Source organism: Luteimonas rhizosphaerae, from assembly GCF_002849595.1.
Classification (GTDB): Bacteria; Pseudomonadota; Gammaproteobacteria; order Xanthomonadales; family Xanthomonadaceae; genus Luteimonas; species Luteimonas cellulosilyticus.
On the sequence record NZ_NRQR01000025.1, the window covers coordinates 199,596 to 224,079 of the forward strand.

A 24,484-nucleotide genomic window follows, 5' to 3' on the forward strand; every position below is an offset into this window, starting at 1 on the left:
GGCGCATCGCCTGCCGGGCGACGGCGACATCGGCCCGCCGTGCCGCTCTCGCGTCGTCGGGGTGCGCGACGCGTGCCGCGCGGCCGCGCGCATGACGAAGACGGGCCGGACGCACGCGCCGTGATCACGCTCTACGGCAATTCGTGGTCGGGCAACTGCCACAAGGTCCGCCTGCTGCTCGCGCAGCTGGGGCAGGACTGTCGCTGGATCGAGGTCGACAGTCCCGGCGGCGCGACCCGGACGCCGGCATTCCTCGCGTTGAATCCCAACGGCAGGGTGCCGGTGCTGGTCCGCGAGGATGGCGACGTGCTGGTCGAATCCAACGCGATGCTGGTCTGGCTCGCCGACAACGCGCCATCGTCGGGCCTCATGCCGCAGGCGCCCTGGCCACGCGCGCAGGCCCTGTCCTGGATGTTCTTCGAGCAGTACAGCCACGAGCCCTGCATCGCGGTCGCCCGCTTCATCCGCGGCTGGACGTCGCACGCGTCCCCACGCCGCGCCGAACTGCCGGCGCTGCACGCGCGCGGGCACGAGGCCCTGCGGGTCATGGCGCGGCATCTGCAGTCGCAGGCCTGGTTCACCGGCCCGGCCTACGGAATCGCCGATATCGCCCTCGCCGCCTACACCGCGGTCGCCGCTGACGGCGGTTTCGATCTCACGCCGTATCCCGCGGTGCGCGACTGGCTGGCGCGCGTGGCCGCGACGCCCGGCTATGTGCCGATGCCGGCGCCGCCTTCCGACATCGCCGCGCGCTTCGCGCAGGCCGACTGACATCGATCCCACACCGGACGAGCCGATGACCTTCCAGCGTGTCCCCGATCCGATCCCGGCGCGCATGCGCGGCCTCAATCGCGCCGAGATCTGCGACGTCAACTTCCAGGAATTCGTGCAGGGCTGGGACGGCACGCGGCGTCCTGCGCCTGGCGACGACGCGCCGGTGCTCGAGGGCAGCGCGCTCGATGCACGCGGCTTCCGGGCGTTGTTCGAATCACAGATCGTCAGCCGCCACCTCGACCTGATGGCGCGGGTGCTGCGGGTCCAGAACAAGGTCTTCTACACGATCGGCTCCAGCGGCCACGAAGGCAACGCGATGGTCGCGCGCGCGACCCGCCACACCGATCCCGCATTCCTGCATTACCGCAGCGGCGCCTTCATGGCCGAGCGGTTCCGCAAGCTGCCGGGCCTGGATCCGGTGATGGACTCGGCGCTGTCGTTCGCTGCCAGCCGCGACGATCCCGCCAGCGGCGGCCGCCACAAGGTCTGGGGCAGCAAGCCGCTCTGGGTGCTGCCGCAGACCTCGACGATCGCCTCGCATCTGCCGAAAGCCTTCGGCACGGCGATCGCGATCGAGCAGGGGCGCCGCATCGGCCATGCGCTGCCGGTGCCCGACGACAGCATCGTGATCTGCTCGTTCGGCGATGCGTCGAGCAACCACGCGACCGCGCAGACCGCCTTCAACGCGGCGGGGTTGACGGCCTACCAGAAGCTGCCGGCGCCGGTGCTGTTCGTCTGCGAGGACAATGGCATCGGCATCTCGGTCAAGACGCCAGACGGCTGGATCGCGCGCAATTTCGCGCACCGCCCGGACCTCGACTACATCGCCGCCGACGGCCTCGATCTCGCCGGCGGCTACGCCGACGTGCAGCGTGCGGTGGCGCACTGCCGCAGGACCCGACGTCCGACCTTTCTGCACCTGCGCACGACCCGGCTCATGGGGCATGCCGGTACCGACTTCGAGATCGAATGGCGGCCGCTCGAGGAACTGTGCGCGGTCGAGGCCAGCGATCCGCTGTTGCGTTCGGCGGCCATCGCGCTGGAGTCGGGACTGCTGTCGAAGGACGAGGTGCTGGCGCTCTACGAATCGACGCGTGCCGCCTGTTTCGCCGCGGCCGAGGCCGCCGACCGGCGGCCCAGGCTGACGACGCTGGCGGAGGTGATCGCACCGCTCGCGCCGTATTCGCCGGCGAAGGTGCAGGCCGAGGCGACGCGCGTCGACCATGCGCCCGCGCGCGCGGCCGTGTTCGGCGGGGAGGACCGACTGCCCGAGGCCCAGCCGCCGCGGCATCTGGCGATCCAGCTCAACCAGGCGCTGCACGACCTGTTCGCGAAGTATCCCGAAACGGTGCTGTTCGGCGAGGACGTCGCGCGCAAGGGCGGCGTCTACACGGTGACCAAGGGCCTGCAGAAAGCCTTCGGCGCACGCCGCGTGTTCAATACTCTGCTCGACGAGACGGTGATTCTCGGCCTGGCCCAGGGCTACGCGAACATGGGGATGCTGCCGCTGCCAGAAATCCAGTACCTGGCGTATTTCCACAATGCCGGCGACCAGATCCGCGGCGAAGCGGCGAGCCTGCAGTTCTTCAGCAACGGCCAGTACCGCAATCCGATGGTGCTGCGGATCGCGTCGCTCGGATACCAGCGTGGCTTCGGTGGGCATTTCCACAACGACAATTCGATCACCGCGCTGCGCGACATCCCCGGGCTGGTCGTCGGCTGTCCCAGCCGCGGCGACGACGCGGCGATGATGCTGCGCACCCTGGCCGCACTGGCGAAGATCGACGGCCGCGTCTGCGCGCTGCTCGAACCGATCGCGCTGTACATGACCAAGGATCTCCACGCGCCCGGCGACGGCGGCTGGCTGACCACGTATCCGCCGCCCGACCGCGCGCTCGTATTCGGCGAGGCGCGGGTCTACGCGCCGGAGGCCACGGATTGCGTGGTGTTCACCTTCGGCAACGGCGTGCCGATGAGCCTGCGCGCGGCGCGGGCGATCGAGGCGGCACGCGGCTGGCGGCTGCGGGTCGTCGACCTGCGCTGGCTGCTGCCCTTGAACGAGGCAGCGATCGCCCGGCATGCCGCCGAGTGTGCGCGGATTCTCGTCGTCGACGAGGGGCGTCGCAGCGCCGGGGTCGGGGAGGGCGTCATCACCGCGATCGCCGAGGCCGGACTCGGCGAGAAGCCGATGCGGCGGGTCGTTGGGGCCGACACGTTCACGCCACTGGCGGGCGCGGCGTTCCTGGTGATTCCGTCGGAGGCGGACATCGTTGCCGCGGCGATGGCCTTGGCCTGAGTGCCGTTGCAAAAGACGAAGCGCGGCCGGAACCGCGCTTCGTCGTCACGCACGGCAGCGATGACCTCAGTCCGCGAACCGGACCCGCACCTCGACCCTGCGGTTCGGCGCCAGGCAGGCGACCAGGGCCTCGCCACGTTCACTGGTGCATTCGATGACCGGCTCGACATCGCCGCGACCAACGGCGGTGATCCGGTCCGCCGGCACGCCCTGCTCGACGAGGTAGTCCCGCACCGCGTCGGCGCGCCGGTTGGACAGCCGCAGGTTGGCCTGCGCGGTGCCGATCCGGTCGCTGTGGCCGATGACGTGGACGATCTCCAGCGGGCGGTTGCCCGTCAGGCGCGCGGCCAGCGCATCGAGTTCGGCGCGGCCTTCAGGGCCGATATCGCGCACGCTGGCCTTGCCGAAGGCGAACAGGCCGTCGGCGCCGAGCTTCTCGACGAACGCGCTCGGTGGCGCCGGTGGCGGCGGCTCCGGGGCCGGAGGCGGTGCAGTGGTGGTGCAGGCGGCGAGCAACAGGCCGGAGGCCAATGCCGCGGCGAGCGCGGCAGGTGCGGTCTTCTTCATGATGTCCCTTTCAACGTCGGTTGAACCCCCAGGAACACAGGCATCCTGGTGCCCGCGTCGACATCCCCTGACACGCATGCGCGCGCTGTCGAGCCCCGAGCATAGCAGCGCGAATCGACGCGGAACGGGTCGCCCGAGTGGGCCGGCGCGCTGCGGTCAGCGGGCCAGGCCGTCGCGCATCGGAATGGGCTGCACCGTCCGGCCACCTGTCGTGAGCGGGGAGTGCGACGCGGCATCGGGCGGCATCACGGCCAGGTGCAGATCGCCTGCGCTGGCGATGCGCTTGCCGATCACCGTATCGGCGGCGAGCACGTCATCCAGCTCGGGATCGACGGCGTCCGACGCCTGCAGGACCTGCAGCCCACGTTTGGCCTGCCCGAGAAAATGGGTACGCGCGACGATTTCCTGGCCGGGATAGCACCCCTTGCTGACGCTGTAGGCGCGCAGCCGGTCGAGCGACAGCTGCTGCGGCGTCCATTGGGACTGCTGCTCTTCGGCGAGCCGCGGGAGGCCGAGTGCGAGGTCGGTCCGCCGCCAGCGGGCGAGGGCCTCGGGATCGTCACGCGCGTGGTCTGCGCCGGGGGCGATGCGCAAGGTCCGCGGTATCGAAGCCGTGCCGACATCCAGTTCGATCGCGTCGCCGATTGCCGCCCACCGGCTCCCGACTGCGCTCTCCGGCGCCTGCAGGGCGCCGACGAGCCGCATGCCGGGCCGTGTCAACGTCACCTTGCTGCGGAAGACGTAGCGTTGCAGCTGTGCGACGAATGCGGCGGGTTCGACGTCCAGCAGCACCAGGTCGAGACGGGTCGCGCTGACCCGCAGCAGCGCGAAGATCGCGATCACACGGCCTTTCGGTGTCAGCCATGCGCTCCAGTGCCAGTGGCCGTCGGGCAGCGCGGCGACATCGCTGGTGACCTGCGCCTGCACGAATGCGCTCGCATCCGCGCCCTCGATACGCACGTAATGCAGGTCTGGCAACGCGAAACACGCGTCGCTGCGGAATTCCAGCTTGTCGGACATGGGTGCGGGACTTAAACTTGAACGGATGATCAACCCCGACATCATAGGCGACGACGCCGCGATGCCGAGCCCGGAACCGGCGGAGACGCCGGCGACGACGCCGGCCTCCGACGCCGAGGTCGGTGGCCGCGACGGTCTCGATCCCACGCGTTATGGCGACTGGGAAAAGAACGGTCGTTGTATCGATTTTTGATTTCACGGTCGCGTCGCGCACCGCGATCGGCCCCTTCCAGCCACGCGGCGTGATGCCGCCAGCGAGGAGAGCAGCACAGCGATGGCTAACCGTAACCGCCCGTTGTCACCGTTCATGCTGGGCACGCTGTATCGCCTGCAGATCACATCGGTGATGTCCCTGATGCACCGGGTGACCGGCATCGTCGCCTCCGTCGGCGCCTTCGGGCTCGCATGGTGGCTGCTGGCGGTCGCGGCAGGCGGCGACGCCTACGTCTCCGCGTCCGCGGTGCTGACCTCGCCGCTCGGCATGCTGGTGCTGGCCGCGTTCTCCTATGCGCTGGTCTACCACCTGCTCAACGGCATCCGCCACCTGATGTGGGATGCGGGCATGGGCTTCGAGATCCCGGAGGTCTACCGCTCCGGCTACGTCGTGATCGCGCTGTCGGTCGTGCTGACCGCGGCGATCTGGTTCATTGCATTGCGGGGTGGCGCATGAGCGAGTCCAAGACGCCGGTCGAGCCGGCGCGTCCGCGCGATTTCCGCACGCCCGTCGGCCGCGCCCGCGGTCTGGGTTCGGGCAAGACCGGCACGGGACATTTCTGGTGGCAGCGGGTCACCGCCGTCGCCCTGGTGCCACTGGTGGCCTGGTTCATTGGCACGCTGGTGTCGCTGGCCGGCGCCGATCTGGCGACCGTGCAGCTCGTCCTCGCCCGTCCGTTCAACGCGATCGCGTTCGCGCTGTTCGCGATCGCGATGTTCTGGCACGCCAAGCTGGGCCTGCAGGTGGTGATCGAGGATTACATCCACGAGCGCGGCCTCGAGATCACGCTGCAGCTCCTCGTCACATTCGCCTGTGCGATCGGCGCGCTTGCATCGCTGTATGCGATCGCGCGCATCGCACTGCTGGGCTGAGAACCACATGACCAACGCTTACAAGATCACCGAACACAAGTACGACATGATCGTCGTCGGCGCCGGTGGCGCCGGCTTGCGCGCGACCTTCGGCCTTGCCCACAAGGGCCTCCAGACGGCGTGCCTGACGAAGGTCTTCCCGACGCGCTCGCACACCGTGGCGGCGCAGGGCGGCATCTCCGCCGCGCTCGGCAACATGGGCGAGGACGACTGGCGCTTCCACTTCTACGACACGATCAAGGGCTCGGACTGGCTGGGCGACCAGGACGCCATCCAGTACATGTGCCGCGAGGCGATCCCCGCGATCATCGAGCTCGAGCACCAGGGCGTGCCGTTCTCGCGCACCGAGGAAGGCAAGATCTACCAGCGCCCGTTCGGCGGCATGACGACGCATTACGGCAAGGGCATCGCCCAGCGCACCTGCGCCGCGGCCGACCGCACCGGCCACGCGATCCTGCACACCCTTTACCAGCAGTCGCTGGCGCACGACGCGCGCTTCTTCATCGAGTACTTCGCGCTCGACCTGATCATGGACGAGGACGGCGCCTGCCGCGGCGTGCTCGCACTCGACATGGCCGAGGGCTCGCTGCACCTGTTCCGCGCCCAGGGCGTGGTGCTGGCGACCGGTGGCTACGGACGCGCCTACTTCTCGGCGACGTCGGCGCATACCTGCACCGGCGACGGCGGCGGCATGGCGCTGCGCGCCGGCCTCGGCCTGCAGGACATGGAATTCGTGCAGTTCCATCCGACCGGCATCTACGGCGCCGGCTGCCTGATCACCGAGGGCGTGCGCGGCGAAGGCGGCATCCTGCGCAACGCCGACGGCGAGCGTTTCATGGAGCGCTACGCGCCCAACGCCAAGGACCTCGCCTCGCGTGACGTCGTGTCGCGCTCGATGACGATGGAGATCCGCGAAGGCCGCGGCGTCGGCGAGCACAAGGACCACATCCATCTGGACCTGACCCATCTCGACCCGAAGGAAATCCACGAGAAGCTGCCCGGCATCGCCGAGAGCGCGCGGATCTTCGCCGGTGTCGACGTCGAGAAGCAGCCGATTCCGGTGATTCCGACCGTTCACTACAACATGGGTGGCATTCCGACCAACTACCACGGCGAAGTCGTGCAGTTGAAGGACGGCAATCCGGATGCGGTGGTCCCGGGCCTGTACGCGATCGGCGAGGCCGCCTGCGTGTCGGTGCACGGCGCCAACCGCCTGGGCTCGAACTCGCTGCTGGACCTGGTCGTGTTCGGCCGCGCGGTCGCGAACCGCTGCGCCGAGACGATCACCCCGAATGCGCGCCACAAGCCGCTGCCGGCCGACGCCTGCGACAAGTCGCTGGCCAACCTCGACAAGCTGCGCCACGCGACCGGCGGCACGCCGACCTCGGTGATCCGCGACAACATGCAGCGCACGATGCAGAACGACGCCGCCGTGTTCCGTACCAGCAAGACGCTGGCCGAGGGCGTCGACAAGATCCGCGAGATCCACGCCTCGTTCGCCGACGTCAAGGTCAGCGACCGTTCGATGGTCTGGAACTCCGATCTGATCGAGACGATGGAACTGCAGAACCTCCTGGGCCAGGCGCTCGTGACCATCGTGTCGGCCGAGAACCGCAAGGAATCCCGCGGCGCGCATGCGCACGAGGACTTCCCGGATCGCGACGACGACAACTGGCACAAGCACACGCTGTGCTGGGCCGACGATGCCGGCACGACGAAGATCGACTACCGCCCGGTGCACATGTACACGCTCGACGATGAAGTCGAAGTCGTGCCGCCGAAAGCACGCGTTTACTGAGCCGGGAGACCCCAGATGGCAGAATTTTCGCTCCCGAAGAATTCCAAGGTGCAGCAGGGCCGGCATTTCCCGGCAGTGCAGGGCGCCAAGCGCACCCGCACCTTCAAGGTGTACCGCTGGAATCCCGACGATGGCCGTAACCCGTCGACCGACACCTACGAGCTCGATCTCGACAAGTGCGGCCCGATGGTTCTCGACGCGCTGATCAAGATCAAGAACGAGATCGATCCGACGCTGACCTTCCGCCGGTCGTGCCGCGAGGGCATCTGCGGTTCGTGTGCGATGAACATCGACGGCACCAACACCCTGGCCTGCACCCGCGCGATCGAGGACTGCACCAAGGCCGAAGTGCCGATCTATCCGCTGCCGCACATGGAAGTCGTCAAGGATCTGGTCCCGGACCTGACCCATTTCTACGCGCAGTACGCCTCGATCCAGCCGTGGCTGCGGACGCAGACGCCGGCGCCGCCGGACCGCGAGCGCCTGCAGTCGAAGGAAGACCGCGCCAAGCTCGACGGCCTGTACGAATGCATCCTGTGCGCCTGCTGCACCACCAGCTGCCCGAGCTACTGGTGGAACGGCGATCGTTACCTCGGTCCGGCCGTGCTGCTGCAGGCCTACCGCTGGATCATCGACAGCCGTGACGAGGACACCGGCAAGCGCCTGGACGATCTCGAAGACCCGTTCAAGCTCTACCGTTGCCACACGATCATGAACTGCGCGCGGACCTGCCCCAAGGGCCTCAATCCGGCGAAGGCGATCGGCGAGATCAAGCAGCTGATGCTGGCCCGCCAGGGCTGACGGACGCCCGCGCGCATGAGCGGGGACGACGCCGAGTACCGGCGGCTGCGCTGGCGCAGCCGTCGCGGCATGCGCGAACTCGACCAGTTGTTCGAGCGCTGGCTGGACCGGCGCTGGGCGACGGCGCCCGAAGACGAGCGCGGCACTTTCCGACGGCTGCTCGATTGCGAGGACGATAAGTTGTGGCTCTGGTTCCTCGGCCACGAACGTCCCGCAGATGACGACCTCGACGCGCTCGTCCAGTACATCCGCTCGCTGCCGCCTTGAGTGGCGACCGTCGCGCCTGCTCGGCGCGGCCCTGTTGTTCCTGACCTTCGCTGCGGCGTTGTCGCTGCTCGCCTCCGAACTGCCGCGTGTGCTCGCGTGGCCGGTCGTGGCGCTGGTCGTCATCGGTGGACTGAGACAACGGGCTTGCGAGGCGGGACGCCCGTGTCGCGACGTGGTGGTCGATGCCGAAGCGCCGTGCATCCTGCTCGACGGCGACACGCTCGACGATCCGCGTGTGCGCTGGCGCGGTCCGATCGCCTCGCTGAACTGGCGTGCGACCGACGGGCGCCGGAAGCGCTTGCTGTGGTGGCCGGACACCCTGCCACCTGCAAAACGACGTGAACTGCGACTGGCCGCGTCCGGATTCGCAAACCCACCGCGATTGGGAACGATGGCACCATAGCGGTCCCTCAGCTTCCGCCCTCCGGGGCTTTCGTGGCGCGGTATCACGACCGCCGGCGCGCCCGGTCCGGCAGGCCCGGACCGCAGCACCGGGGGCCGACGGCAGGCGTGTTCCGACGCGCCGCCAGCGCACACCCATCCCATGCTCAGACCCATTCCCGCGGCCATCGGCCTGCGTTACCTGCGCGCCAAGCGGCGCAACGGCTTCATCTCCTTCATCTCGCTGGCGTCGATCCTCGGCATCGCGATCGGCGTGACCGTGCTGATCACCACGCTGGCGGTGATGAGCGGGTTCCAGAAGGAAATCCGCGACCGCATGCTGGGCATGGTCGCGCACGCGACGATCAGCGGCGACGGCGACACGATGCAGAACTGGGCGCGCGCGGTCGACATCGCGCGCGAGGATCCCCGCATCGCCGGCGCCGCGCCGTACATCGACACCCAGGCGCTGCTGCGCGGTGCGCGCAACGAACCCGCGGCCATCCGCGCGGTATCGCCGGACGACGAAGGCAGCGTGTCCGACCTCGGCACGTCGATGGTGCAGGGCGAGCTGTCGGACCTGCAGCCCGGGCGCTTCAACATCGTGCTCGGCAAGGAACTGGCGCTGTGGCTGGGCGTGCGGGTCGGCGACAGCGTCATCGTCACGACCGATTTCCAGGTCACGCCGATGGGCGCGGTGCCGCAGCTCAAGCGCTTCACCGTCAGCGGCATCTTCGAGGCCGGTTACCAGGATTTCGACCGGCGGCTGGCGGTCGTCAACCTCAGCGACGCGCAACGCCTGTTGCGGGTCGGCGAGGGCGTCACCGGCGTGCGCCTGAAGCTGCACGACATGGATCGGGCCTGGGACGTCGCACGCGATCTCGCGGTGTCGCTGGGCGGCAGTTACCTGGTCAGCGACTGGAGCCGCGAGAACGCCAACATGTTCCGCGCGCTGAAGCTCGAGAAGACGATGATCGGCATCCTGCTGTCGCTGATCATCGTCATGGGCTCGTTCAACCTCGTCGCCTCGCAGGTCAGCCTGGTGACCGACAAGCAGGCCGATATCGCGATCCTGCGCACGCTGGGGCTGACGCCCGGCGGGGTCATGCAGGTGTTCATGGTGCAGGGCACGATGATCGGCGTCATCGGCACGCTTCTCGGCATCACCGGCGGCCTGCTGCTGACCTTCAACCTGGCCCACATTCTCGGCGCGATCGAGCGCCTGTTCGGCGTCGTGCTGATGCCCGAAGACGTCTACTACGTGACCGGCCTGCCGATCGACCTGCAGGTCAGCGACGTGGTGATGATCGCCAGCGTCGCGCTGGTGATGGCCTTCCTCGCGACGATCTATCCCGCGTGGCGCGCCGCGCGCACCGCACCGGCGGAGGCCCTGCGCTATGAATGACGCCATGACGGCAACGGCGCTGCCCGATGCCGATTCGATCGTGCTGGCCGCCGAAGGCCTGGGCAAGACCTACGCCGAAGGCACGCTGCACACGCCGGTGTTCGACGGGCTGGACTTCGCCGTCCGCGCCGGCGAGACCGTCGCGATCCTCGGTGCGTCCGGCGCCGGCAAGAGCACGCTGCTGCACCTGCTCGGTGGGCTGGACACGCCGACCTCGGGCGAAGTCTTCGTCTCGGGCCAGAAGATGAGCGCGCTGTCGAACGCGGCGCGCGGCACGCTGCGCAACCGCTCGCTGGGCTTCGTCTACCAGTTCCATCATCTGCTGCCCGAGTTCACCGCGCTGGAGAACGTCATGCTGCCGGCCGCGCTCAACGGCGCGTCCGATGCGGATGCGACGGCGCGCGCGCGGGCGCTGCTGGAAGCGGTCGGCCTGGGCCATCGCCTCGGCCACAAGCCGGGCGAGCTGTCGGGCGGCGAGCGGCAGCGCGCCGCGGTCGCGCGGGCGCTGGTCAACAAGCCGGCCTGCGTGCTCGGCGACGAGCCGACCGGCAATCTCGACGAACGCACGGCGGCGACCGTGTTCGACCTGATGCTCGACCTCAACCACGCCCAGCGCACGAGCCTGGTGCTGGTGACCCACGACCGCCGGCTGGCGCGCAAGCTCGACCGGGTCATGGAGCTGCACCAGGGCAAGCTGCGCGAGGTCGCGAAGGACGACGTCTGAGGCACGACCCGTAGGCGCGTGCGGGCGGGTGAAGAGGCGTCGCCGGTCAAGCCCGTCGCGCCAGCCCGACCCTGCAGGCGCGGCTATTCGCTCGGCTTCGCCGCTTCGGCCGGCCGTTGCGTCGCGGCCCGGCGCGACAGCACCGCTTCGCGGTGCGCGATGTAACCGTTGGCGCCGAACACGATCGCGGCGCCGATCGCGGTCCACATGTCGATGACCTCGCCGAACAGCAGCCAGCCGAACAGCACGACGATCGGCAGCTGCACGAAGCTGATCGGCTGCAGCGCCGACACTTCGCCCAGGCGCAGCGCCCGCGTCCACAGCCACTGGCCCAGCGTGCCGAGCACGCCGGTCGCGATCAGCCACAGCCACACGACCGGGTCTGGCCAGACCCACTGGAACAGCGCCGGCACCAGCGACAGCGGCACCCACAACAGATACGTGTAGAACACGATCGTGTCGGGTGGATCCAGCCGGGAGAGCTGCTTCATCTGGATCGCGACCAGGGCGGCGAGCAGCGCACCGAACACGGGCACCAGCATCGCCGCCGTGAACGCCACGCCCGGCCGCAGGATCACCACCACGCCGAGGAAGCCCGCGGACACCGCCATCCAGCGCCGGAGGCGCACGATCTCGCCGAGCCAGATCACCGCCGCGATCGTCGCGAACAGCGGCGCCGCATACGACAGCGAGATCGCCTGCGACAGCGGCAGATGGCCGATCGCCCAGAACGCGCACAGCATCGAGCCGAGGCCGATCACGGTCCGGGTCGCGTACCGGCCGAGATTGCGCGTACGCGGCAGGCCGGTCCCGTGCCGCAGCAGGATCGGCAGCAGCGCGAGCAGGCCGAAGAAGTTGCGGAAGAACGCGACCTCGGTGGTCGGGATGGTCGCCGAGGCGTAGCGGATAGCGATGGCCATCAGCGCGAACGCCGACGTGCTGCCGAGCATCAGCAGCGCGGCCTGTCCCTGCACGGTCGCGGGTCGCCAGCGGAGCAGGGCGCGCGCGTTCACCACGCCGCCCCGACGATCCTCGGTTCGGGCTCCAGCATCACGCCGAAGCGCGCCTGCACCGATGCCGCGATGCGACGGGCCAGCGCCAGCAGGTCGGCGCCGCTGGCCCGTCCGTGGTTGACCAGCACCAGCGCATGGCCGGCCGACACGCCGGCGTCGCCGTCGCGATGGCCCTTCCAGCCGCACTGGTCGATCAGCCATGCGGCCGACAGTTTGCGCAGGCCGGGGCCGGCGTCGAACACGGGCAGGGTGGGGGAAGCCGCGTGCAGGGCGTCGGCGACGGCCTGCGGCACGATCGGATTCTTGAAGAAGCTGCCGGCGTTGCCGATGACCGCGGGGTCGGGCAGCTTGCTGCGCCGGATGGCGATGACCGCATCGGCGACGTCGCGCGGTGTCGGTTCGGTGCGGCCACGCGCGAGCAGCGCATCGCGCAGCCCGGCGTAGTCGAGCACCGGCGCGGCGTCGCGCGACAGGGCGAATTCCACGGCCGTCACCAGATACCGGTCGGGCGTCTGCTTGAAGACGCTGTCGCGATAGCCGAAGCGGCAGGCGGCGGCATCGAGGCGCACGGAGACGCCATGCGCGCGATCGATCGCGTCGACGGCGGCGATGCGTTCGCCGACCTCGACGCCATAGGCGCCGATGTTCTGGATCGGCGCGGCGCCGGTCGTGCCCGGAATCAGCGCGAGATTCTCGAGTCCGCCGAGGCCGTGGCCGAGCGTGTACAGCACCACGTCGTGCCAGCCGGCACCGGCCGCGGCGCGGACATGGGTGCTCGCGCCGTGGTCGCCGAGCAGGTCGATCGTCGTGTCGACGAGGGCCAGCACGTCGCCTGGCGGATCGTCGGCGAACAGCAGGTTGCTGCCGCCGCCGAGCACGAGCGGTGTCGCATCGGCAGGCAGGGCATCGAGCACGGCCGGCAGCGACGCGACCGAATCGACCTCGAGCAGGCGACGCGCGGTGGCGTGGACGCCGAAGGTGTTGCGGGCGCGCAGATCGGCCCGGTCGGTGACGCGGCAGGGAAACGGCATCGTCGTCGGATCAGGTCGCCGGCACGTTGCCGCGGCTGGGGGCTTCCTTGCGCCGGCGGATCGCCTCGACGCATTCGCCGATCAGCGGGGGGCCGCGGTAGACCAGGCCGGAATACAGCTGCACCAGACTCGCGCCCGCGGCGACCTTCTTGACCGCATCGGCGCCCGACAGCACGCCGCCGACGCCGATCAGCGGGATGTCGTCGTCGAGCCGGGTGCGCATCATCCGCAGCACCGTCGTCGCCTTGTTCATCAGCGGCTCGCCGGACAGGCCGCCGGCTTCGTCCGCGCGGCGGTCGCCCTGCACGCTGATGCGCGAGACCGTCGTGTTCGTCGCGATGACGCCGTCGACCCGCAGGTCCGACAGCACGCGCGCGGCGGCCTCGATGTCGTCGTCGCTGAGATCGGGCGCCACCTTGACCAGCACCGGCACGCGCTTGCCGTGTTGGGCGGCCAACCGCTCCTGGGCCTCGCGCAGCGTGCCGATCAGGCGCCGCAGCGACTGTTCTTCCTGCAGCTCGCGCAGGCCGGCCGTGTTCGGCGAGGAAATGTTGACGGTGATGTAGTCGGCCAGCGGATACACCCGCTCCAGGCAGAACAGGTAGTCGTCCGCCGCGTCCTCGTTCGGCGTGTCCTTGTTCTTGCCGATGTTGATGCCGAGCACGCCGTCGCGCCGGGCGCGACCGACGTTGGCGACCAGCGCATCGACGCCCGCGTTGTTGAAGCCCAGCCGGTTGATCAGCGCGCGGTGGCGCGGCAGCCGGAACATCCGCGGTTTCGGATTGCCGGCCTGCGGCTTCGGCGTGACCGTGCCGATCTCGACGAAGCCGAAGCCGAGCGCGAACAGCGCATCGATGTGCGCGCCGTTCTTGTCGAGCCCGGCGGCGAGCCCCACCGGATTGGGAAAGCGCAGGCCGAAGGCCTCGGTCGGCAGCGGCGTGGGCCGGTGCGCGAGCGTCGACATCAGGCCGGCGCGATGCAGCAGGTCCAGCGTCGCCAGCGTGACGCCGTGCGCACGCTCGGGATCGAGCCGGAAGACCAACGCGATCATGGCGAACAGGCCGCCGAAGAACAGGAACGCGATGGCGACGGTGACGACCGCGAGCGCGACGGCGACATAGCCCAGCACCAGGCCGGCGATCGCGAGACCGTCGCCCTCCAGGCGATCCGGTGCGCGCTGGATCTCGCTGCGGGCCAGGTGCCCGGTGACGATCGCCACGATGCTGCCCAGCACGGGCAGCAGGCTCCAGCCGAGCAGCCCGGCGATCAGACTGACGACCGCGAGCACGCTGGTCTGGCGTGGAGGCGTACTCATGGGCAGACGGGATTCGACGGAAGCGGAGGAGACGGCGCGGCGGAACGGATGCGGTCCCCGATGCGGCCCGTCCACCGGTCGGCGGCGGACAGCGCACACGGGCAGGGCGACAGGGCCATGCGGGACGACCTGCGGTCGACGAGGGGAGCGTCGATTATTCCAGAAGATGCGGCCTGCTGCTGGCCGAGGGCGACGCGCGGCGATTGCCACGCGTCGCCGGTGCCGGGTTTAAAGGTCGAACTTGATGCCCTGCGCCAGCGGCATGGCATCGGAGTAGTTGATCGTATTGGTCTGGCGGCGCATGTAGGCGCGCCACGCATCCGAACCCGATTCACGGCCACCGCCGGTTTCCTTCTCGCCGCCGAACGCACCGCCGATTTCCGCGCCGCTGGTGCCGATGTTGACGTTGGCGATGCCGCAATCCGAACCCCAGGCCGAGAGGAACTGCTCGGACGCGCGCAGATCGGTCGTGAACAGCGACGACGACAGGCCCTGCGGCACGTCGTTCTGCAGGTCGATCGCTTCTTCCAGATCGCGGTACTTCATGACGTAGAGGATCGGGGCGAAGGTCTCGGTCTGCACGACCTCGGCATCGTTGGTCAGGCCACTGACAAGGGCGGGCAGCACGAAGTTACCCTTGCGATCATCCAGTGCGCGACCGCCGCTCTCGATCGTGCCGCCGCTGGCCTTGGCCTTTTCGATCGCGGCGAGGTATGCCTGCACGCCGTCGCGGCTGTTGAGCGGGCCCATCAGGTTGGCGGCGTCGGTCGGATCGCCGATCTTCTTCTCGACCTGGCCGTAGGCGGTCTTCAGCTTGCCCAGCACGTCATCAAAGATCGACTCGTGCACGAACAGGCGGCGCGTCGTCGTGCAGCGCTGGCCGGCGGTGCCGACAGCGCCGAACACGATCGCCGGAATCGCCATCTTCAGGTCGGCGGTCGGGTCGACGATGATCGCGTTGTTGCCGCCCAGTTCCAGCAGCGAGCGGCCCATGCGCTTGGCAACGCGCTCACCGACGTGGCGGCCGACCTTGGTCGAACCGGTGAAGCTGACCAGCGCGATGCGCTTGTCGTCGACGAAGGCCTGCGCGAGATCGCTGCCGGCATCGTTGAACAGGAAGAAGATGTCCGGGAAGCCGGCCTTGTTCAGCGCTTCGTTGCAGATCTTCATCGACGCGATCGCCGACAGCGGTGTCTTCGGCGACGGCTTCCAGATCGAGATGTTGCCGCAGACCGCCGCGACCAGCGCATTCCACGCCCACACCGCGACCGGGAAATTGAACGCGCTGATGATGCCGACCACGCCCATCGGGTGCCACTGCTCGTACATGCGGTGGCCCGGGCGCTCGGAGTGCATCGTCAGGCCGTAGAGCTGGCGCGACAGGCCGACGGCGAACTCGCCGATGTCGATCATTTCCTGCACTTCGCCGTCGCCTTCCGGCTTCGACTTGCCCATCTCCAGCGCGACCAGCGAACCCAGCGCGTCCTTGTGCGTGCGCAGCGCGTCGGCGCACAGGCGCACGGCTTCGCCGCGGCGCGGGGCGGGGGTCTTGCGCCAGACCTTGAACGCCGCCTGGGCGCGCTCGACGATCAGGTCGTAGTCGGCCTGCGAGCTGGCCTGCACGCGGGCGAGCACTTCGCCATCGGTCGGGTTGACGGGCTCGATGACGCCGGCGTCGCGGGTCTTCGACCACTCGCCGTTGCCCAGGTAGGTGCCCGATTCGGTGGCCGACAGGCCGAGCGCGGTGAGGACGGAATGGGTCATGCGGAAAACTCCTTGTGAACGGACGCCGCCGGTCCGGGACCGGCGACATGCGGAAAAGCGGGCGCGACGCGGCGCAGGGCCGGCAGGGGAAGTCGCGGACTGGTGACCCCGGCCCGATTCGAACGGGCGACCTGTCCCTTAGGAGGGGACCGCTCTATCCAGCTGAGCTACGGGGCCATGCGGTGCGCGATTTTCGCATGCCGCGGCGGTTTACCCAACCGCGGACCCGGCCGATGCCCGCGCCCGCCGGTCGACTGGACGGTCAGGACGCTCAGCGTGCCGGTTCGCCGCGCCGCGCCACGCGCCAGGCGCGGGTCGACAGGGCGGTGACGCCGTCGGCGACGAAGCCGGGTTCGCGGTCGAGGATGTCGCGGGTCTCCAGCAGCGCGAGCTGCCAGTCGGCATCGAACAGGGCGTGGACCTCGTCCGGGCCCACGGCGAACGGCGGCCCCTGCTTCTCGCGCTGGGGATAGTCCAGCGTGATCAGCAGGCCGCGGGCCTCGGCCGGCATGCGCCGCCAGCTGGTGTCGGCGTAGACCCGGCGCAGCGCAGGCGGCAGTGCGATCAGGGCGGCGCGATCGAAGAGGCCGGCGCAGTCGGCCAGCACGTCGGCCTCGAGCGCGAAGGCATCGCCGCAGATCAGTTCGTACGGGCCCGCGCTGAAATGCACGCCCGCCGCGGTCGTGCGGCGCGACGGCGTCAGCCCAAGTTCGTCGAAGAACTGGCGGATGGCGATCTCGGCGAGTTCGACGCCGAGGATCCGGTGGCCGCGCTCGGCCAGCCACACCATGTCCAGCGACTTGCCGCACAGCGGGACGAAGACCCGGGCATCGGCGGCGAGGGCGAGCGCGGCCCAGTGCTCGACCAGCAGCGGCGACGGCCGGTCCTGGTGGAAGCCGATGCGATCGCTCGACCAGCGCTGGTGCCAGAAGTCGGGTTGCATGGGGATGGCTCCGGTCGGTTGTGGCGGTGTCTGGCAGGTACGCGCTGGCGCGCGACCTGGACGGACGACGTCGGGCCGCGCGCCAGTGCGCGCCGACAGCAGCATCCTCGGCGCAGCTGAGGCGCTGTCGCCGCGCCGCATCACGCGATCGCGAGGTCGTCCACCTTCTGCCAGCCACGCGGCAGCAGACCGCCGCGCGAGCCGCGTGCGCCGAGATACGGGTCGAGCTCCTTGAACGACAGCGTCATCGTCCGTGCGCCCGACAGCACCAGCAGCGCGCTGCCCGGCGGCACGGCCGCGACCGCGATGACGTGCTCGGTGCCGCGCTTGGCCTTCGGGATCTCGATGATCTTGTTGCCCTTGCCCTTGTCGAGTTCCGGCAGGTCGGCGACCGGGAACACCAGCAGGTGGCCGGCGCTGGTGACGATGACCAGGCGGTCGAGCGCCGCATCGCGCACCGGTGCGGGTTGCAGCACCGTGGCGCCCGGCGACAGCGACAGCATCGCCTTGCCGGCCTTCTGACGGCCGGTCAGGTTCTCGAACCGGGTCACGAAGCCGTAGCCGTGCGAGGAGGCGAGCACGAAGCGGGTGTCGTTGTCGCCACTGGCGACCGCCTGGAACGCGGCGCCGGCGGCTGGCGAGAAGCGCCCGGTCAGCGGCTCGCCGTTGCCGCGCGCCGACGGCAGCGAATGCGCGATCGTCGAGTAGCTGCGGCCGTTGGCGTCGAGGAACGCGACCTGCTGCGTGGTGCGTCCGCGCGCGAACGCCAGCAGGCGGTCGCCGTCGCGATACGACATCGCCGTCGGGTCCATGTCGTGGCCTTTCGCCGCGCGCACCCAGCCCTTTTCGCTGACGACGATCGTCACCGGCTCGCTCGGCACCAGGTCGGTCTCGGCCAGCGCCTGCGCGCTGCCACGGACCACCAGCGGCGAACGCCGCGGGTCGCCGAACTTCTTCGCATCGGCCAGCAGTTCGTCCTTGATCAGCTTCTTCAGCTTGGCGCCGCTGCCGAGCGTCGCGGTCAGGCGGTCGCGTTCGCTTTCCAGCTCCGCCTGCTCGCCGCGGATCTTCATCTCTTCCAGGCGCGCGAGCTGGCGCAGACGCGTCTCGAGGATGTAGTCGACCTGTTCGTCGCTGAGTCCGAAGCGCGCCTGCAGCACGCCGCGCGGCTCGTCCTCGGTGCGGATGATGCGGATCACCTCGTCGAGGTTGAGGAACGCGACCAGCAGGCCGTCGAGCAGGTGCAGGCGACGCTCGACCTTCTCCAGGCGGTGGGTCAGGCGACGGGTCACGGTGGTGGTGCGGAACTGCAGCCACTCCGACAGCAGCATCTTCAGGTTCTTGACCTGCGGCCGGCCGTCGAGCCCGATGATGTTGAGGTTGACCCGGTAGCTCTTCTCCAGGTCCGTCGTCGCGAACAGATGCCCCATCAGCTGCTCGGCATCGACACGGTTCGAGCGCGGGATCAGCACCACGCGCACCGGATTGGCATGGTCGGATTCGTCGCGGATGTCTTCCAGCCACGGCAGCTTCTTGGCGCGCATCTGGGCTGCGATCTGCTCGATCACCTTGCTCGGGCTGACCTGGTAGGGCAGCGCGGTGATGACGATGTTGGCGTTTTCCTTCTGGAACGTGGCGCGCGCGCGCACGCTGCCGTGGCCGGTCTCGTACATCGCCAGCAGGTCGGAGGCGGGCGTGATGATCTCGGCGGTGGTCGGATAGTCCGGGCCGCGCACGTGCTCGCAGAGGTCGCGCACGCTGGCGTCGGGCGCGTCGAGCAGGCGCACGCAGGCACTGACGATCTCGCCGACGTTGTGTGGCGGCACGTCGGTCGCCATGCCGACCGCGATGCCGGTGGTGCCGTTGAGCAGCAGGTGCGGCAACCGCGCCGGCAGCCACGACGGCTCTTCCATCGTGCCGTCGAAGTTGTCGGTCCAGTCGACGGTGCCGTGGCCGAGCTCGGCCAGCAGCATTTCGGCGATCGGCGTCATCTTCGATTCGGTGTAGCGCATCGCCGCGAAGGACTTGGGATCGTCGCTGGACCCGAAATTGCCCTGGCCGTCGATCAGCGGATAGCGGTACGAGAACGGCTGCGCCATCAGCACCAAGGCCTCGTAGCAGGCGCTGTCGCCGTGCGGGTGGTACTTGCCGATCACGTCGCCGACGGTGCGCGCGGATTTCTTCGGTTTCGCCGCGGCGCTGAGGCCGAGCTCGCTCATCGCGTAGATGATGCGGCGCTGCACCGGCTTGAGGCCATCGCCGATGAAGGGCAGGGCGCGGTCGAGCACGACGTACATCGAATAGTCGAGGTAGGCACGCTCGGCGAACTCGCGCAGCGGCAGCTGCTCGAAACCATGGAAGGCGGGACGGACGGACTCGGTCATCGGGACAGCATCTGCGGTGGATCGCCGATTTTAGCGGGTGCGCGTCCCGGGCGTGACGTCGTCTCGGGCGATCGACGCGGCGGGCGGCGCCAACGGGCGGCGCGGCGCGGTGGGCACCGGCCTCACGCGCAGGGATCGCGCCACCCCGCGTCCGGCCTGCGGCACGGCGCGCGCTATCATCGCGGCGTCATGGCCCCCAAACCGCACCCGCGTCCGCCTGCCGAGTCCGTTTCCGGCGCGCGGCACGCCGTGTCGGGCAGCGCGCGCCGCGCGCCGCATCCGGGCTGCGCGGACTGCCTGACCCGGCATCTGGCGGTCTGCGCGGCATTGCCGGCGTCGGAGACGCAGGCGCTTGAGGCTGCGGCCGGTGAGCTGCTGCTGCCGCCGGGCGCCACGCTGGCCCACGAGGGCGATCCACGGCGCGAGGTCTACACCGTGACCCGCGGCATGCTGCGTCGGGTGCGGCTGTTGCCGGACGGTCGCCGCCTGGTCGCCGGGTTCCTGCTGCCGGGCGACTTCATCGGTTTCAGCGGCGCGCCGCGCTACCGGCACACGATCGAAGCGATCACCGACAGCGTGCTGTGCACGTTTCCGTTCGGCGAGAGGCGGCAGTTGCGCACGCGGTACCCGGCACTCGAATCGGGTCTGCTCACCCAGGCGTGCAGCGAACTCGATGCCACCCGCGGCAGCCTGATGCTGCTGGCCCGGCTGGGGCCAAGCGAGCGCCTGGCGGGTTTTCTCGTCGAACTGGCCGGACGCCAGCAACAGCGCGGCGGCAGCATCGATCATGTCGAGCTGCCGATGACCCGCACCGACATCGCCGACCACCTGGGACTGACCATCGAGACCGTCAGCCGCAGCTTCACGAAGCTGCGCCAGAGCGGGGCGATCGCGTTCGAGGATCCGCACCGGATCGACCTGGTCGACCTGCGGACGCTGCGGAGCGCCGCCGGCCTCTGAGTCCGCCGCGGGCTCGCTGCCCGCGTGCCGTGATCGCGTGATCGCCCGCAGGTCCACGGCGTGCAGCCAGCCGGGCCGCTGGGACATACGCCCGCATGTTCTTGGCGGCCGGCGATGCCGCCACGCCTGCCGATCGGCACATGGAATACCGCGCGCGACGCCGGTCCGCGGTCCTGCGGCCTGTCCAGGGACGCCCTCGTCGCCAGCCCGGTGGCCCGTTCCGGCGGATCGCCGCGCCGGCAACCTCCCTGGTCCCGACGCCGCGCACGGCACCGCGCCCTTGTCGCATCTGCGCGCGTGGACTGCATTGATCAGGATCAATGCGCGATCCGGGGCCGGAGCCGAGCATGCCGGCATGCCCCGTTCCGGTTGAAACCCATGATCGACATGACCGTCGTCGAGCTGTCCCGGCTCCAGTTCGCGCTCACCGCGATGTACCACTTCCTGTTCGTGCCGCTGACCCTGGGGCTGTCTTTCATGATGGCGATCATGGAGAGCGTCTATGTCATGACCGGACGCGATGTCTGGAGGCGGATGACGCTCTTCTGGGGCGTGCTGTTCGGCATCAACTTCGCCGTCGGCGTCGCCACCGGCATCGTCATGGAATTCCAGTTCGGCATGAACTGGGCCTACTACAGCCAGTACGTCGGCGACATCTTCGGCGCGCCACTGGCGATCGAAGGGCTGATGGCGTTCTTCCTCGAAGCGACCTTCATCGGCCTGTTCTTCTTCGGCTGGAAGCGGCTGTCCAAGATCCAGCACCTGGTGGTGACCTGGCTGGTCGCGCTGGGCGCCAACTTCTCGGCGCTGTGGATCCTGGTCGCCAACGGCTGGATGCAGAATCCGGTCGGCGCGGTGTTCAATCCCGACACCATGCGCATGGAGATCACCGACTTCGTCGCGGTGATCTTCAACCCGGTCGCCCAGGCCAAGTTCGTGCACACGGTCAGCGCGGGCTACGTGACCGGCGCGATCTTCGTGATGTCGGTCAGCGCGTTCTATCTGCTGCGCGGCAAGCACAAGGACATCGCGCGGCGCTCGATCGCGGTCGCCGCGAGCTTCGGCCTGGCGTCGGCGCTGAGCGTGGTGGTGCTCGGCGACGAGAGCGGCTACGCCGCCACCGAGCACCAGAAGATGAAGCTCGCCGCAATCGAGGCGATGTGGCACACCGAGCCCGCGCCGGCCGGTTTCACCGTGATCGGGCTGCCGGACCAGTCCGGCCAGCACAACCGCTTCGAGATCAAGATTCCGTGGCTGATGGGCCTGATCGCGACGCGTTCGCTCGACGGCGAGATCCCCGGCATCCTCGAGCTGGTCGAGCGTGCCGAGCACCGCATCCGCGGCGGGCAGCGGGCCTATGCCGCACTGGAGCGACTGCGCGAGAACGGCGACGACGTGGCCGCGCGTGCCGCCTTCGACCAGCACTGGACCGACCTCGGCCATGGCCTGCTGCTCAAGCGCTACCGCGACGACATCGTCAACGCCACCGAGCAGGAAGTGTCCCGCGCCGCACTCGACACCGTGCCGCGTGTCGCGCCGCTGTTCTGGACGTTCCGGATCATGGCCGGCATCGGCTTCTACCTGATCGGGTTCTTCACGTTCGCGTTCTGGACGGTCACGCGCGGCCGCGTCGAGGAGAGCCGGCGGTTCCTGTGGATCGCGCTCTGGAGCCTACCGCTGCCGTGGATCGCGATCGAATGCGGGTGGTTCGTCGCCGAATACGGCCGCCAGCCCTGGGCGGTGGAGGGCGTGCTGCCGACCTTCTATGCCGCGTCCGGCATCGCACTGAAGGACATCCTGATTTCGCTGGCGGGCTTCGTGATCATCTACACAGGACTGGCCATCGTCGCCGCGAAGCTGATGCTCAACGCCATCCGCAAGGGGCCCGACGTGCTCGCACCGCCGACGCAGGACGATGCACCGGCCGCCGTCGACGACGTGGCCCCGGACATCGACCAACTCGGGCTCGACGTGCTTGTTCTGTCGCCTCGCACGAACGTCTGACGCACACTTTTCCCCGAGGAACTCACCATGGACTTCATTCCCCTCGATTACGCGACGCTGCGGCTGGTCTGGTGGCTGCTGCTGGGCGTCCTGCTGATCGGCTTCGCGGTCATGGACGGTTTCGATCTCGGTGTGGGTACGCTGCTGCCGTTCGTGGCCAGGACCGAGACGGAGCGGCGCATCGTCGTCAACACCATCGGCCCGGTCTGGGAGGGCAACCAGGTCTGGCTGATCCTCGGCGGTGGCGCGATCTTCGCGGCGTTCCCGCCGCTGTATGCGGTCAGCTTCTCCGGGTTCTACCTGGCGATGTTCCTCATCCTCTTCGCGCTGATCCTGCGTCCGGTCGGTTTCAAGTTCCGCGGCAAGGTGGAGCACACGGCATGGAAGCAGACCTGGGACTGGGCGTTGTTCGTCGGCGGTGCGGTGCCGGCGCTGATCTTCGGCGTCGCGGTGGGCAATGTGCTGCTGGGCGTGCCATTCGGCTTCACGCCCGAGCTGCGTCCGCTCTATACCGGCGGTTTCTTCGCCCTGCTGACCCCGTTCGCGCTGCTGGCTGGGCTGGTCAGCGTGAGCCTGCTGGTCGCCCACGGCGCGGCGATACTGGTGCTCAAGACCTCCGGTCCAATCGCAGAGCGCGCCGCGCGCTACGGCAGCGTGGCGGCCTCGCTTGGCGCGGTGCTGTTCGTGCTGGCCGGCGTGTGGGTGGCGATCGGGATCGACGGGTTCCGTATCGAATCGGCGGTCGACGGTGCGGTGGCGTCGAACCCGCTGCGCAAGACCGTGGTCCGCGAGACGGGCCTGTGGCTGGCCAACTACACGTTGATGCCGTGGACGGCGGTCGCGCCCTTGCTGGGGGTAGTGGGCGCGCTCGCGTCAGCGCTGCTGCTGTGGTTGCGCCGCGGCGGCCTGGCGTTCATCGCGTCGGGCGTGTCGCTGGCCGGCGTGATCCTGACGGTCGGCTTCGCGGCGTTTCCGTTCCTGCTGCCGTCCTCGACGATGCCCGACGCCAGCCTGACCCTGTGGGACGCGTCGAGCAGCCATCTGACGCTGTGGATCATGCTGCTGGCGACCGTCGTGTTCCTGCCGCTGGTGCTGGTCTACACGGCCTGGGTCTACCGCGTGATGCGCGGCGAAGTGACCGAAGCCAGCGTCGCCGACACCCCCAACGCCTACTGACCCCCGCGGCACCGTCCGCGCAACGGAGACGACACCATGTGGTATTTCGCCTGGATCCTCGGCATCGGCCTGGCTGCGACGTTCGCGATCCTCAACGGCATGTGGTTCGAGGTGCGCGAGCAGCGACGCGAGGCGGCGCGCGGCGAGGGCAGCGAGGGCGGCAAGTGAGGTAACGACGCGGCGACGCGTGGCGAGAGCTGCATGTGGGAAGTGACGGTCGGTGCAGGGCGAGGACGGATCGCGCACCGGGGCGCCGCGGGGAAGGCAGGCAGCGCGCGCGGGCGTCTGCCCAGAGCCATGCGGCTGGTGGCATCGAGCGTCGACGTTCGTGACCCCTGGTTCGTGATGCGGTCCGTGCAGTGATGCACGGGCGTCTCGTTACTGAGGGTGCTGGCTCTCCGGGTACGCGCGCAGACTCCCGCCGCCAGGTTCCCGCGCGCCTGCATCGGGAGCGCGAATTGCAGGCGAGCGATCGCCGCATTTCTCCACAGTCCGGCGGGGGGCGTCGCTCAGCGGCCGTGCTCCACATCGCGGGCAGGCGCGCTCGTCAGCGGGCGATCTTTCGCGCGTTCCGCACTACCTGCGGAGGCGTCGTGCCGGTGCGGAGCCGGCGCTCGGCGCCGGTCACCGAGGGCGCGGCGCAGGGACGCGCGCCACGGCGCGCCGCGAGCACGGCCCACGTCCCCACCGCCGGACCGCAACCGCCAAATCCCGGGCACAAAAAAACCCGCGTTGGCGGGTTTGATGTTCACGGCTGGTAAGGCTGTGATGACCT

Annotated in this window: 23 protein-coding genes and 1 tRNA gene; 15 read left to right on the forward strand and 9 right to left on the reverse strand. The window is 69.3% G+C overall.

Annotation, left to right across the window (positions count from 1 at the left end; translation table 11 throughout):
• Positions 1–123: 123 nt before the first annotated feature.
• On the forward strand, positions 124–771 hold the full coding sequence (locus tag CJ022_RS13310) for a glutathione S-transferase family protein (RefSeq protein ID WP_199171551.1): 648 nt from the start codon (positions 124–126) through the stop codon (positions 769–771).
• Between the two features lie 25 nt (positions 772–796).
• Positions 797–3,070, forward strand: coding sequence for a thiamine pyrophosphate-dependent enzyme (locus CJ022_RS13315; RefSeq protein WP_101927113.1), 2,274 nt, complete (start codon positions 797–799; stop codon positions 3,068–3,070).
• A 66-nt stretch (positions 3,071–3,136) separates the two neighbouring features.
• Here the strand turns inward: CJ022_RS13315 and CJ022_RS13320 are convergent, their stop codons facing one another.
• Complete coding sequence (locus tag CJ022_RS13320; RefSeq protein WP_158238425.1) at positions 3,137–3,637, reverse strand: OmpA family protein; 501 nt, start codon at positions 3,635–3,637, stop codon at positions 3,137–3,139.
• A gap of 156 nt (positions 3,638–3,793) precedes the next feature.
• Positions 3,794–4,657 (reverse strand): CAF17-like 4Fe-4S cluster assembly/insertion protein YgfZ, encoded by an 864-nt coding sequence (gene ygfZ, locus CJ022_RS13325; RefSeq protein WP_101927115.1) that lies wholly within the window; start codon positions 4,655–4,657, stop codon positions 3,794–3,796.
• Between ygfZ and CJ022_RS13330 the strand changes: the two genes are divergently transcribed.
• The 9 genes from CJ022_RS13330 to lolD all read left to right on the forward strand — a co-directional run bounded on the left by CJ022_RS13330 (position 4,656) and on the right by lolD (position 11,119).
• On the forward strand, positions 4,656–4,850 hold the full coding sequence (locus CJ022_RS13330) for a DUF1674 domain-containing protein (RefSeq protein ID WP_233198790.1): 195 nt from the start codon (positions 4,656–4,658) through the stop codon (positions 4,848–4,850). The two genes, ygfZ and CJ022_RS13330, sit on opposite strands and share 2 nt — an antisense overlap.
• Before the next feature lie 81 nt (positions 4,851–4,931).
• On the forward strand, positions 4,932–5,327 hold the full coding sequence (sdhC, locus tag CJ022_RS13335; protein WP_101927117.1) for a succinate dehydrogenase, cytochrome b556 subunit: 396 nt from the start codon (positions 4,932–4,934) through the stop codon (positions 5,325–5,327).
• Entirely contained in the window at positions 5,324–5,743 is a 420-nt protein-coding gene (gene sdhD, locus CJ022_RS13340) for a succinate dehydrogenase, hydrophobic membrane anchor protein (RefSeq protein ID WP_101927118.1), read from the forward strand. The genes sdhC and sdhD overlap by 4 nt, the downstream gene beginning before the upstream one ends.
• Positions 5,744–5,750: 7 nt before the next feature.
• On the forward strand, positions 5,751–7,541 hold the full coding sequence (sdhA, locus tag CJ022_RS13345; RefSeq protein ID WP_101927119.1) for a succinate dehydrogenase flavoprotein subunit: 1,791 nt from the start codon (positions 5,751–5,753) through the stop codon (positions 7,539–7,541).
• 15 nt (positions 7,542–7,556) lie between these two features.
• A complete protein-coding gene (locus tag CJ022_RS13350) occupies positions 7,557–8,342 on the forward strand; it encodes a succinate dehydrogenase iron-sulfur subunit (protein ID WP_101927120.1) in 786 nt (261 codons plus the stop codon).
• 15 nt (positions 8,343–8,357) lie between these two features.
• Complete coding sequence (locus tag CJ022_RS13355) at positions 8,358–8,609, forward strand: FAD assembly factor SdhE (protein ID WP_101927121.1); 252 nt, start codon at positions 8,358–8,360, stop codon at positions 8,607–8,609.
• A 34-nt stretch (positions 8,610–8,643) separates the two neighbouring features.
• The gene (locus CJ022_RS13360; RefSeq protein ID WP_233198766.1) at positions 8,644–9,012 is read left to right on the forward strand and encodes a hypothetical protein; all 369 of its coding nucleotides are present in this window, start codon (positions 8,644–8,646) and stop codon (positions 9,010–9,012) included.
• A gap of 141 nt (positions 9,013–9,153) precedes the next feature.
• Complete coding sequence (locus CJ022_RS13365) at positions 9,154–10,395, forward strand: lipoprotein-releasing ABC transporter permease subunit (RefSeq protein WP_101927123.1); 1,242 nt, start codon at positions 9,154–9,156, stop codon at positions 10,393–10,395.
• Positions 10,396–10,399: 4 nt separating this feature from the next.
• Entirely contained in the window at positions 10,400–11,119 is a 720-nt protein-coding gene (gene lolD / locus CJ022_RS13370; protein WP_233198768.1) for a lipoprotein-releasing ABC transporter ATP-binding protein LolD, read from the forward strand.
• 83 nt (positions 11,120–11,202) lie between these two features.
• On the opposite strand, the gene CJ022_RS13375 is transcribed toward lolD, so the two are convergent.
• From CJ022_RS13375 to parC, 7 genes are all read right to left on the reverse strand, one after another.
• On the reverse strand, positions 11,203–12,069 hold the full coding sequence (locus CJ022_RS13375; RefSeq protein ID WP_101927148.1) for a DMT family transporter: 867 nt from the start codon (positions 12,067–12,069) through the stop codon (positions 11,203–11,205).
• A gap of 59 nt (positions 12,070–12,128) precedes the next feature.
• Positions 12,129–13,163, reverse strand: coding sequence for a UDP-N-acetylmuramate dehydrogenase (gene murB / locus CJ022_RS13380; RefSeq protein WP_101927125.1), 1,035 nt, complete (start codon positions 13,161–13,163; stop codon positions 12,129–12,131).
• A gap of 10 nt (positions 13,164–13,173) precedes the next feature.
• Entirely contained in the window at positions 13,174–14,478 is a 1,305-nt protein-coding gene (locus CJ022_RS13385) for a quinone-dependent dihydroorotate dehydrogenase (RefSeq protein WP_101927126.1), read from the reverse strand.
• Positions 14,479–14,706: 228 nt separating this feature from the next.
• Entirely contained in the window at positions 14,707–16,242 is a 1,536-nt protein-coding gene (amaB, locus tag CJ022_RS13390; protein WP_101927127.1) for an L-piperidine-6-carboxylate dehydrogenase, read from the reverse strand.
• Positions 16,243–16,342: 100 nt separating this feature from the next.
• Positions 16,343–16,419, reverse strand: a tRNA-Arg gene (locus CJ022_RS13395).
• 94 nt (positions 16,420–16,513) lie between these two features.
• Positions 16,514–17,185 (reverse strand): thiopurine S-methyltransferase, encoded by a 672-nt coding sequence (locus CJ022_RS13400; RefSeq protein WP_101927128.1) that lies wholly within the window; start codon positions 17,183–17,185, stop codon positions 16,514–16,516.
• A 140-nt stretch (positions 17,186–17,325) separates the two neighbouring features.
• On the reverse strand, positions 17,326–19,569 hold the full coding sequence (gene parC / locus CJ022_RS13405) for a DNA topoisomerase IV subunit A (protein WP_101927129.1): 2,244 nt from the start codon (positions 19,567–19,569) through the stop codon (positions 17,326–17,328).
• A gap of 189 nt (positions 19,570–19,758) precedes the next feature.
• Here parC and CJ022_RS13410 point away from each other — a divergent pair, with 189 nt between their 5' ends.
• From CJ022_RS13410 to cydX, 4 genes are all read left to right on the forward strand, one after another.
• The gene (locus CJ022_RS13410; protein WP_101927130.1) at positions 19,759–20,529 is read left to right on the forward strand and encodes a Crp/Fnr family transcriptional regulator; all 771 of its coding nucleotides are present in this window, start codon (positions 19,759–19,761) and stop codon (positions 20,527–20,529) included.
• A 378-nt stretch (positions 20,530–20,907) separates the two neighbouring features.
• Positions 20,908–22,533 (forward strand): cytochrome ubiquinol oxidase subunit I, encoded by a 1,626-nt coding sequence (locus tag CJ022_RS13415; protein WP_101927131.1) that lies wholly within the window; start codon positions 20,908–20,910, stop codon positions 22,531–22,533.
• 27 nt (positions 22,534–22,560) lie between these two features.
• Entirely contained in the window at positions 22,561–23,709 is a 1,149-nt protein-coding gene (gene cydB / locus CJ022_RS13420) for a cytochrome d ubiquinol oxidase subunit II (protein WP_101927132.1), read from the forward strand.
• A 36-nt stretch (positions 23,710–23,745) separates the two neighbouring features.
• Complete coding sequence (gene cydX, locus CJ022_RS13425) at positions 23,746–23,877, forward strand: cytochrome bd-I oxidase subunit CydX (RefSeq protein WP_101927133.1); 132 nt, start codon at positions 23,746–23,748, stop codon at positions 23,875–23,877.
• Positions 23,878–24,484: the final 607 nt, after the last annotated feature.

Coding starts and splice junctions, on each gene's coding strand:
- CJ022_RS13415 (WP_101927131.1), top strand. CDS start 20,908: ATGATCGACATGACCGTCGTCGAGCTGTCCCGGCTCCAGTTCGCGCTC.
- cydX (WP_101927133.1), top strand. CDS start 23,746: ATGTGGTATTTCGCCTGGATCCTCGGCATCGGCCTGGCTGCGACGTTC.
- CJ022_RS13375 (WP_101927148.1), bottom strand. CDS start 12,069: ATGCTCGGCAGCACGTCGGCGTTCGCGCTGATGGCCATCGCTATCCGC.
- murB (WP_101927125.1), bottom strand. CDS start 13,163: ATGCCGTTTCCCTGCCGCGTCACCGACCGGGCCGATCTGCGCGCCCGC.
- CJ022_RS13315 (WP_101927113.1), top strand. CDS start 797: ATGACCTTCCAGCGTGTCCCCGATCCGATCCCGGCGCGCATGCGCGGC.
- lolD (WP_233198768.1), top strand. CDS start 10,400: ATGACGGCAACGGCGCTGCCCGATGCCGATTCGATCGTGCTGGCCGCC.
- CJ022_RS13330 (WP_233198790.1), top strand. CDS start 4,656: ATGGGTGCGGGACTTAAACTTGAACGGATGATCAACCCCGACATCATA.
- sdhA (WP_101927119.1), top strand. CDS start 5,751: ATGACCAACGCTTACAAGATCACCGAACACAAGTACGACATGATCGTC.
- CJ022_RS13385 (WP_101927126.1), bottom strand. CDS start 14,478: ATGAGTACGCCTCCACGCCAGACCAGCGTGCTCGCGGTCGTCAGTCTG.
- CJ022_RS13355 (WP_101927121.1), top strand. CDS start 8,358: ATGAGCGGGGACGACGCCGAGTACCGGCGGCTGCGCTGGCGCAGCCGT.
- cydB (WP_101927132.1), top strand. CDS start 22,561: ATGGACTTCATTCCCCTCGATTACGCGACGCTGCGGCTGGTCTGGTGG.
- CJ022_RS13350 (WP_101927120.1), top strand. CDS start 7,557: ATGGCAGAATTTTCGCTCCCGAAGAATTCCAAGGTGCAGCAGGGCCGG.
- CJ022_RS13365 (WP_101927123.1), top strand. CDS start 9,154: ATGCTCAGACCCATTCCCGCGGCCATCGGCCTGCGTTACCTGCGCGCC.
- CJ022_RS13400 (WP_101927128.1), bottom strand. CDS start 17,185: ATGCAACCCGACTTCTGGCACCAGCGCTGGTCGAGCGATCGCATCGGC.
- parC (WP_101927129.1), bottom strand. CDS start 19,569: ATGACCGAGTCCGTCCGTCCCGCCTTCCATGGTTTCGAGCAGCTGCCG.
- ygfZ (WP_101927115.1), bottom strand. CDS start 4,657: ATGTCCGACAAGCTGGAATTCCGCAGCGACGCGTGTTTCGCGTTGCCA.
- CJ022_RS13320 (WP_158238425.1), bottom strand. CDS start 3,637: ATGAAGAAGACCGCACCTGCCGCGCTCGCCGCGGCATTGGCCTCCGGC.
- sdhD (WP_101927118.1), top strand. CDS start 5,324: ATGAGCGAGTCCAAGACGCCGGTCGAGCCGGCGCGTCCGCGCGATTTC.
- amaB (WP_101927127.1), bottom strand. CDS start 16,242: ATGACCCATTCCGTCCTCACCGCGCTCGGCCTGTCGGCCACCGAATCG.
- CJ022_RS13410 (WP_101927130.1), top strand. CDS start 19,759: ATGGCCCCCAAACCGCACCCGCGTCCGCCTGCCGAGTCCGTTTCCGGC.
- sdhC (WP_101927117.1), top strand. CDS start 4,932: ATGGCTAACCGTAACCGCCCGTTGTCACCGTTCATGCTGGGCACGCTG.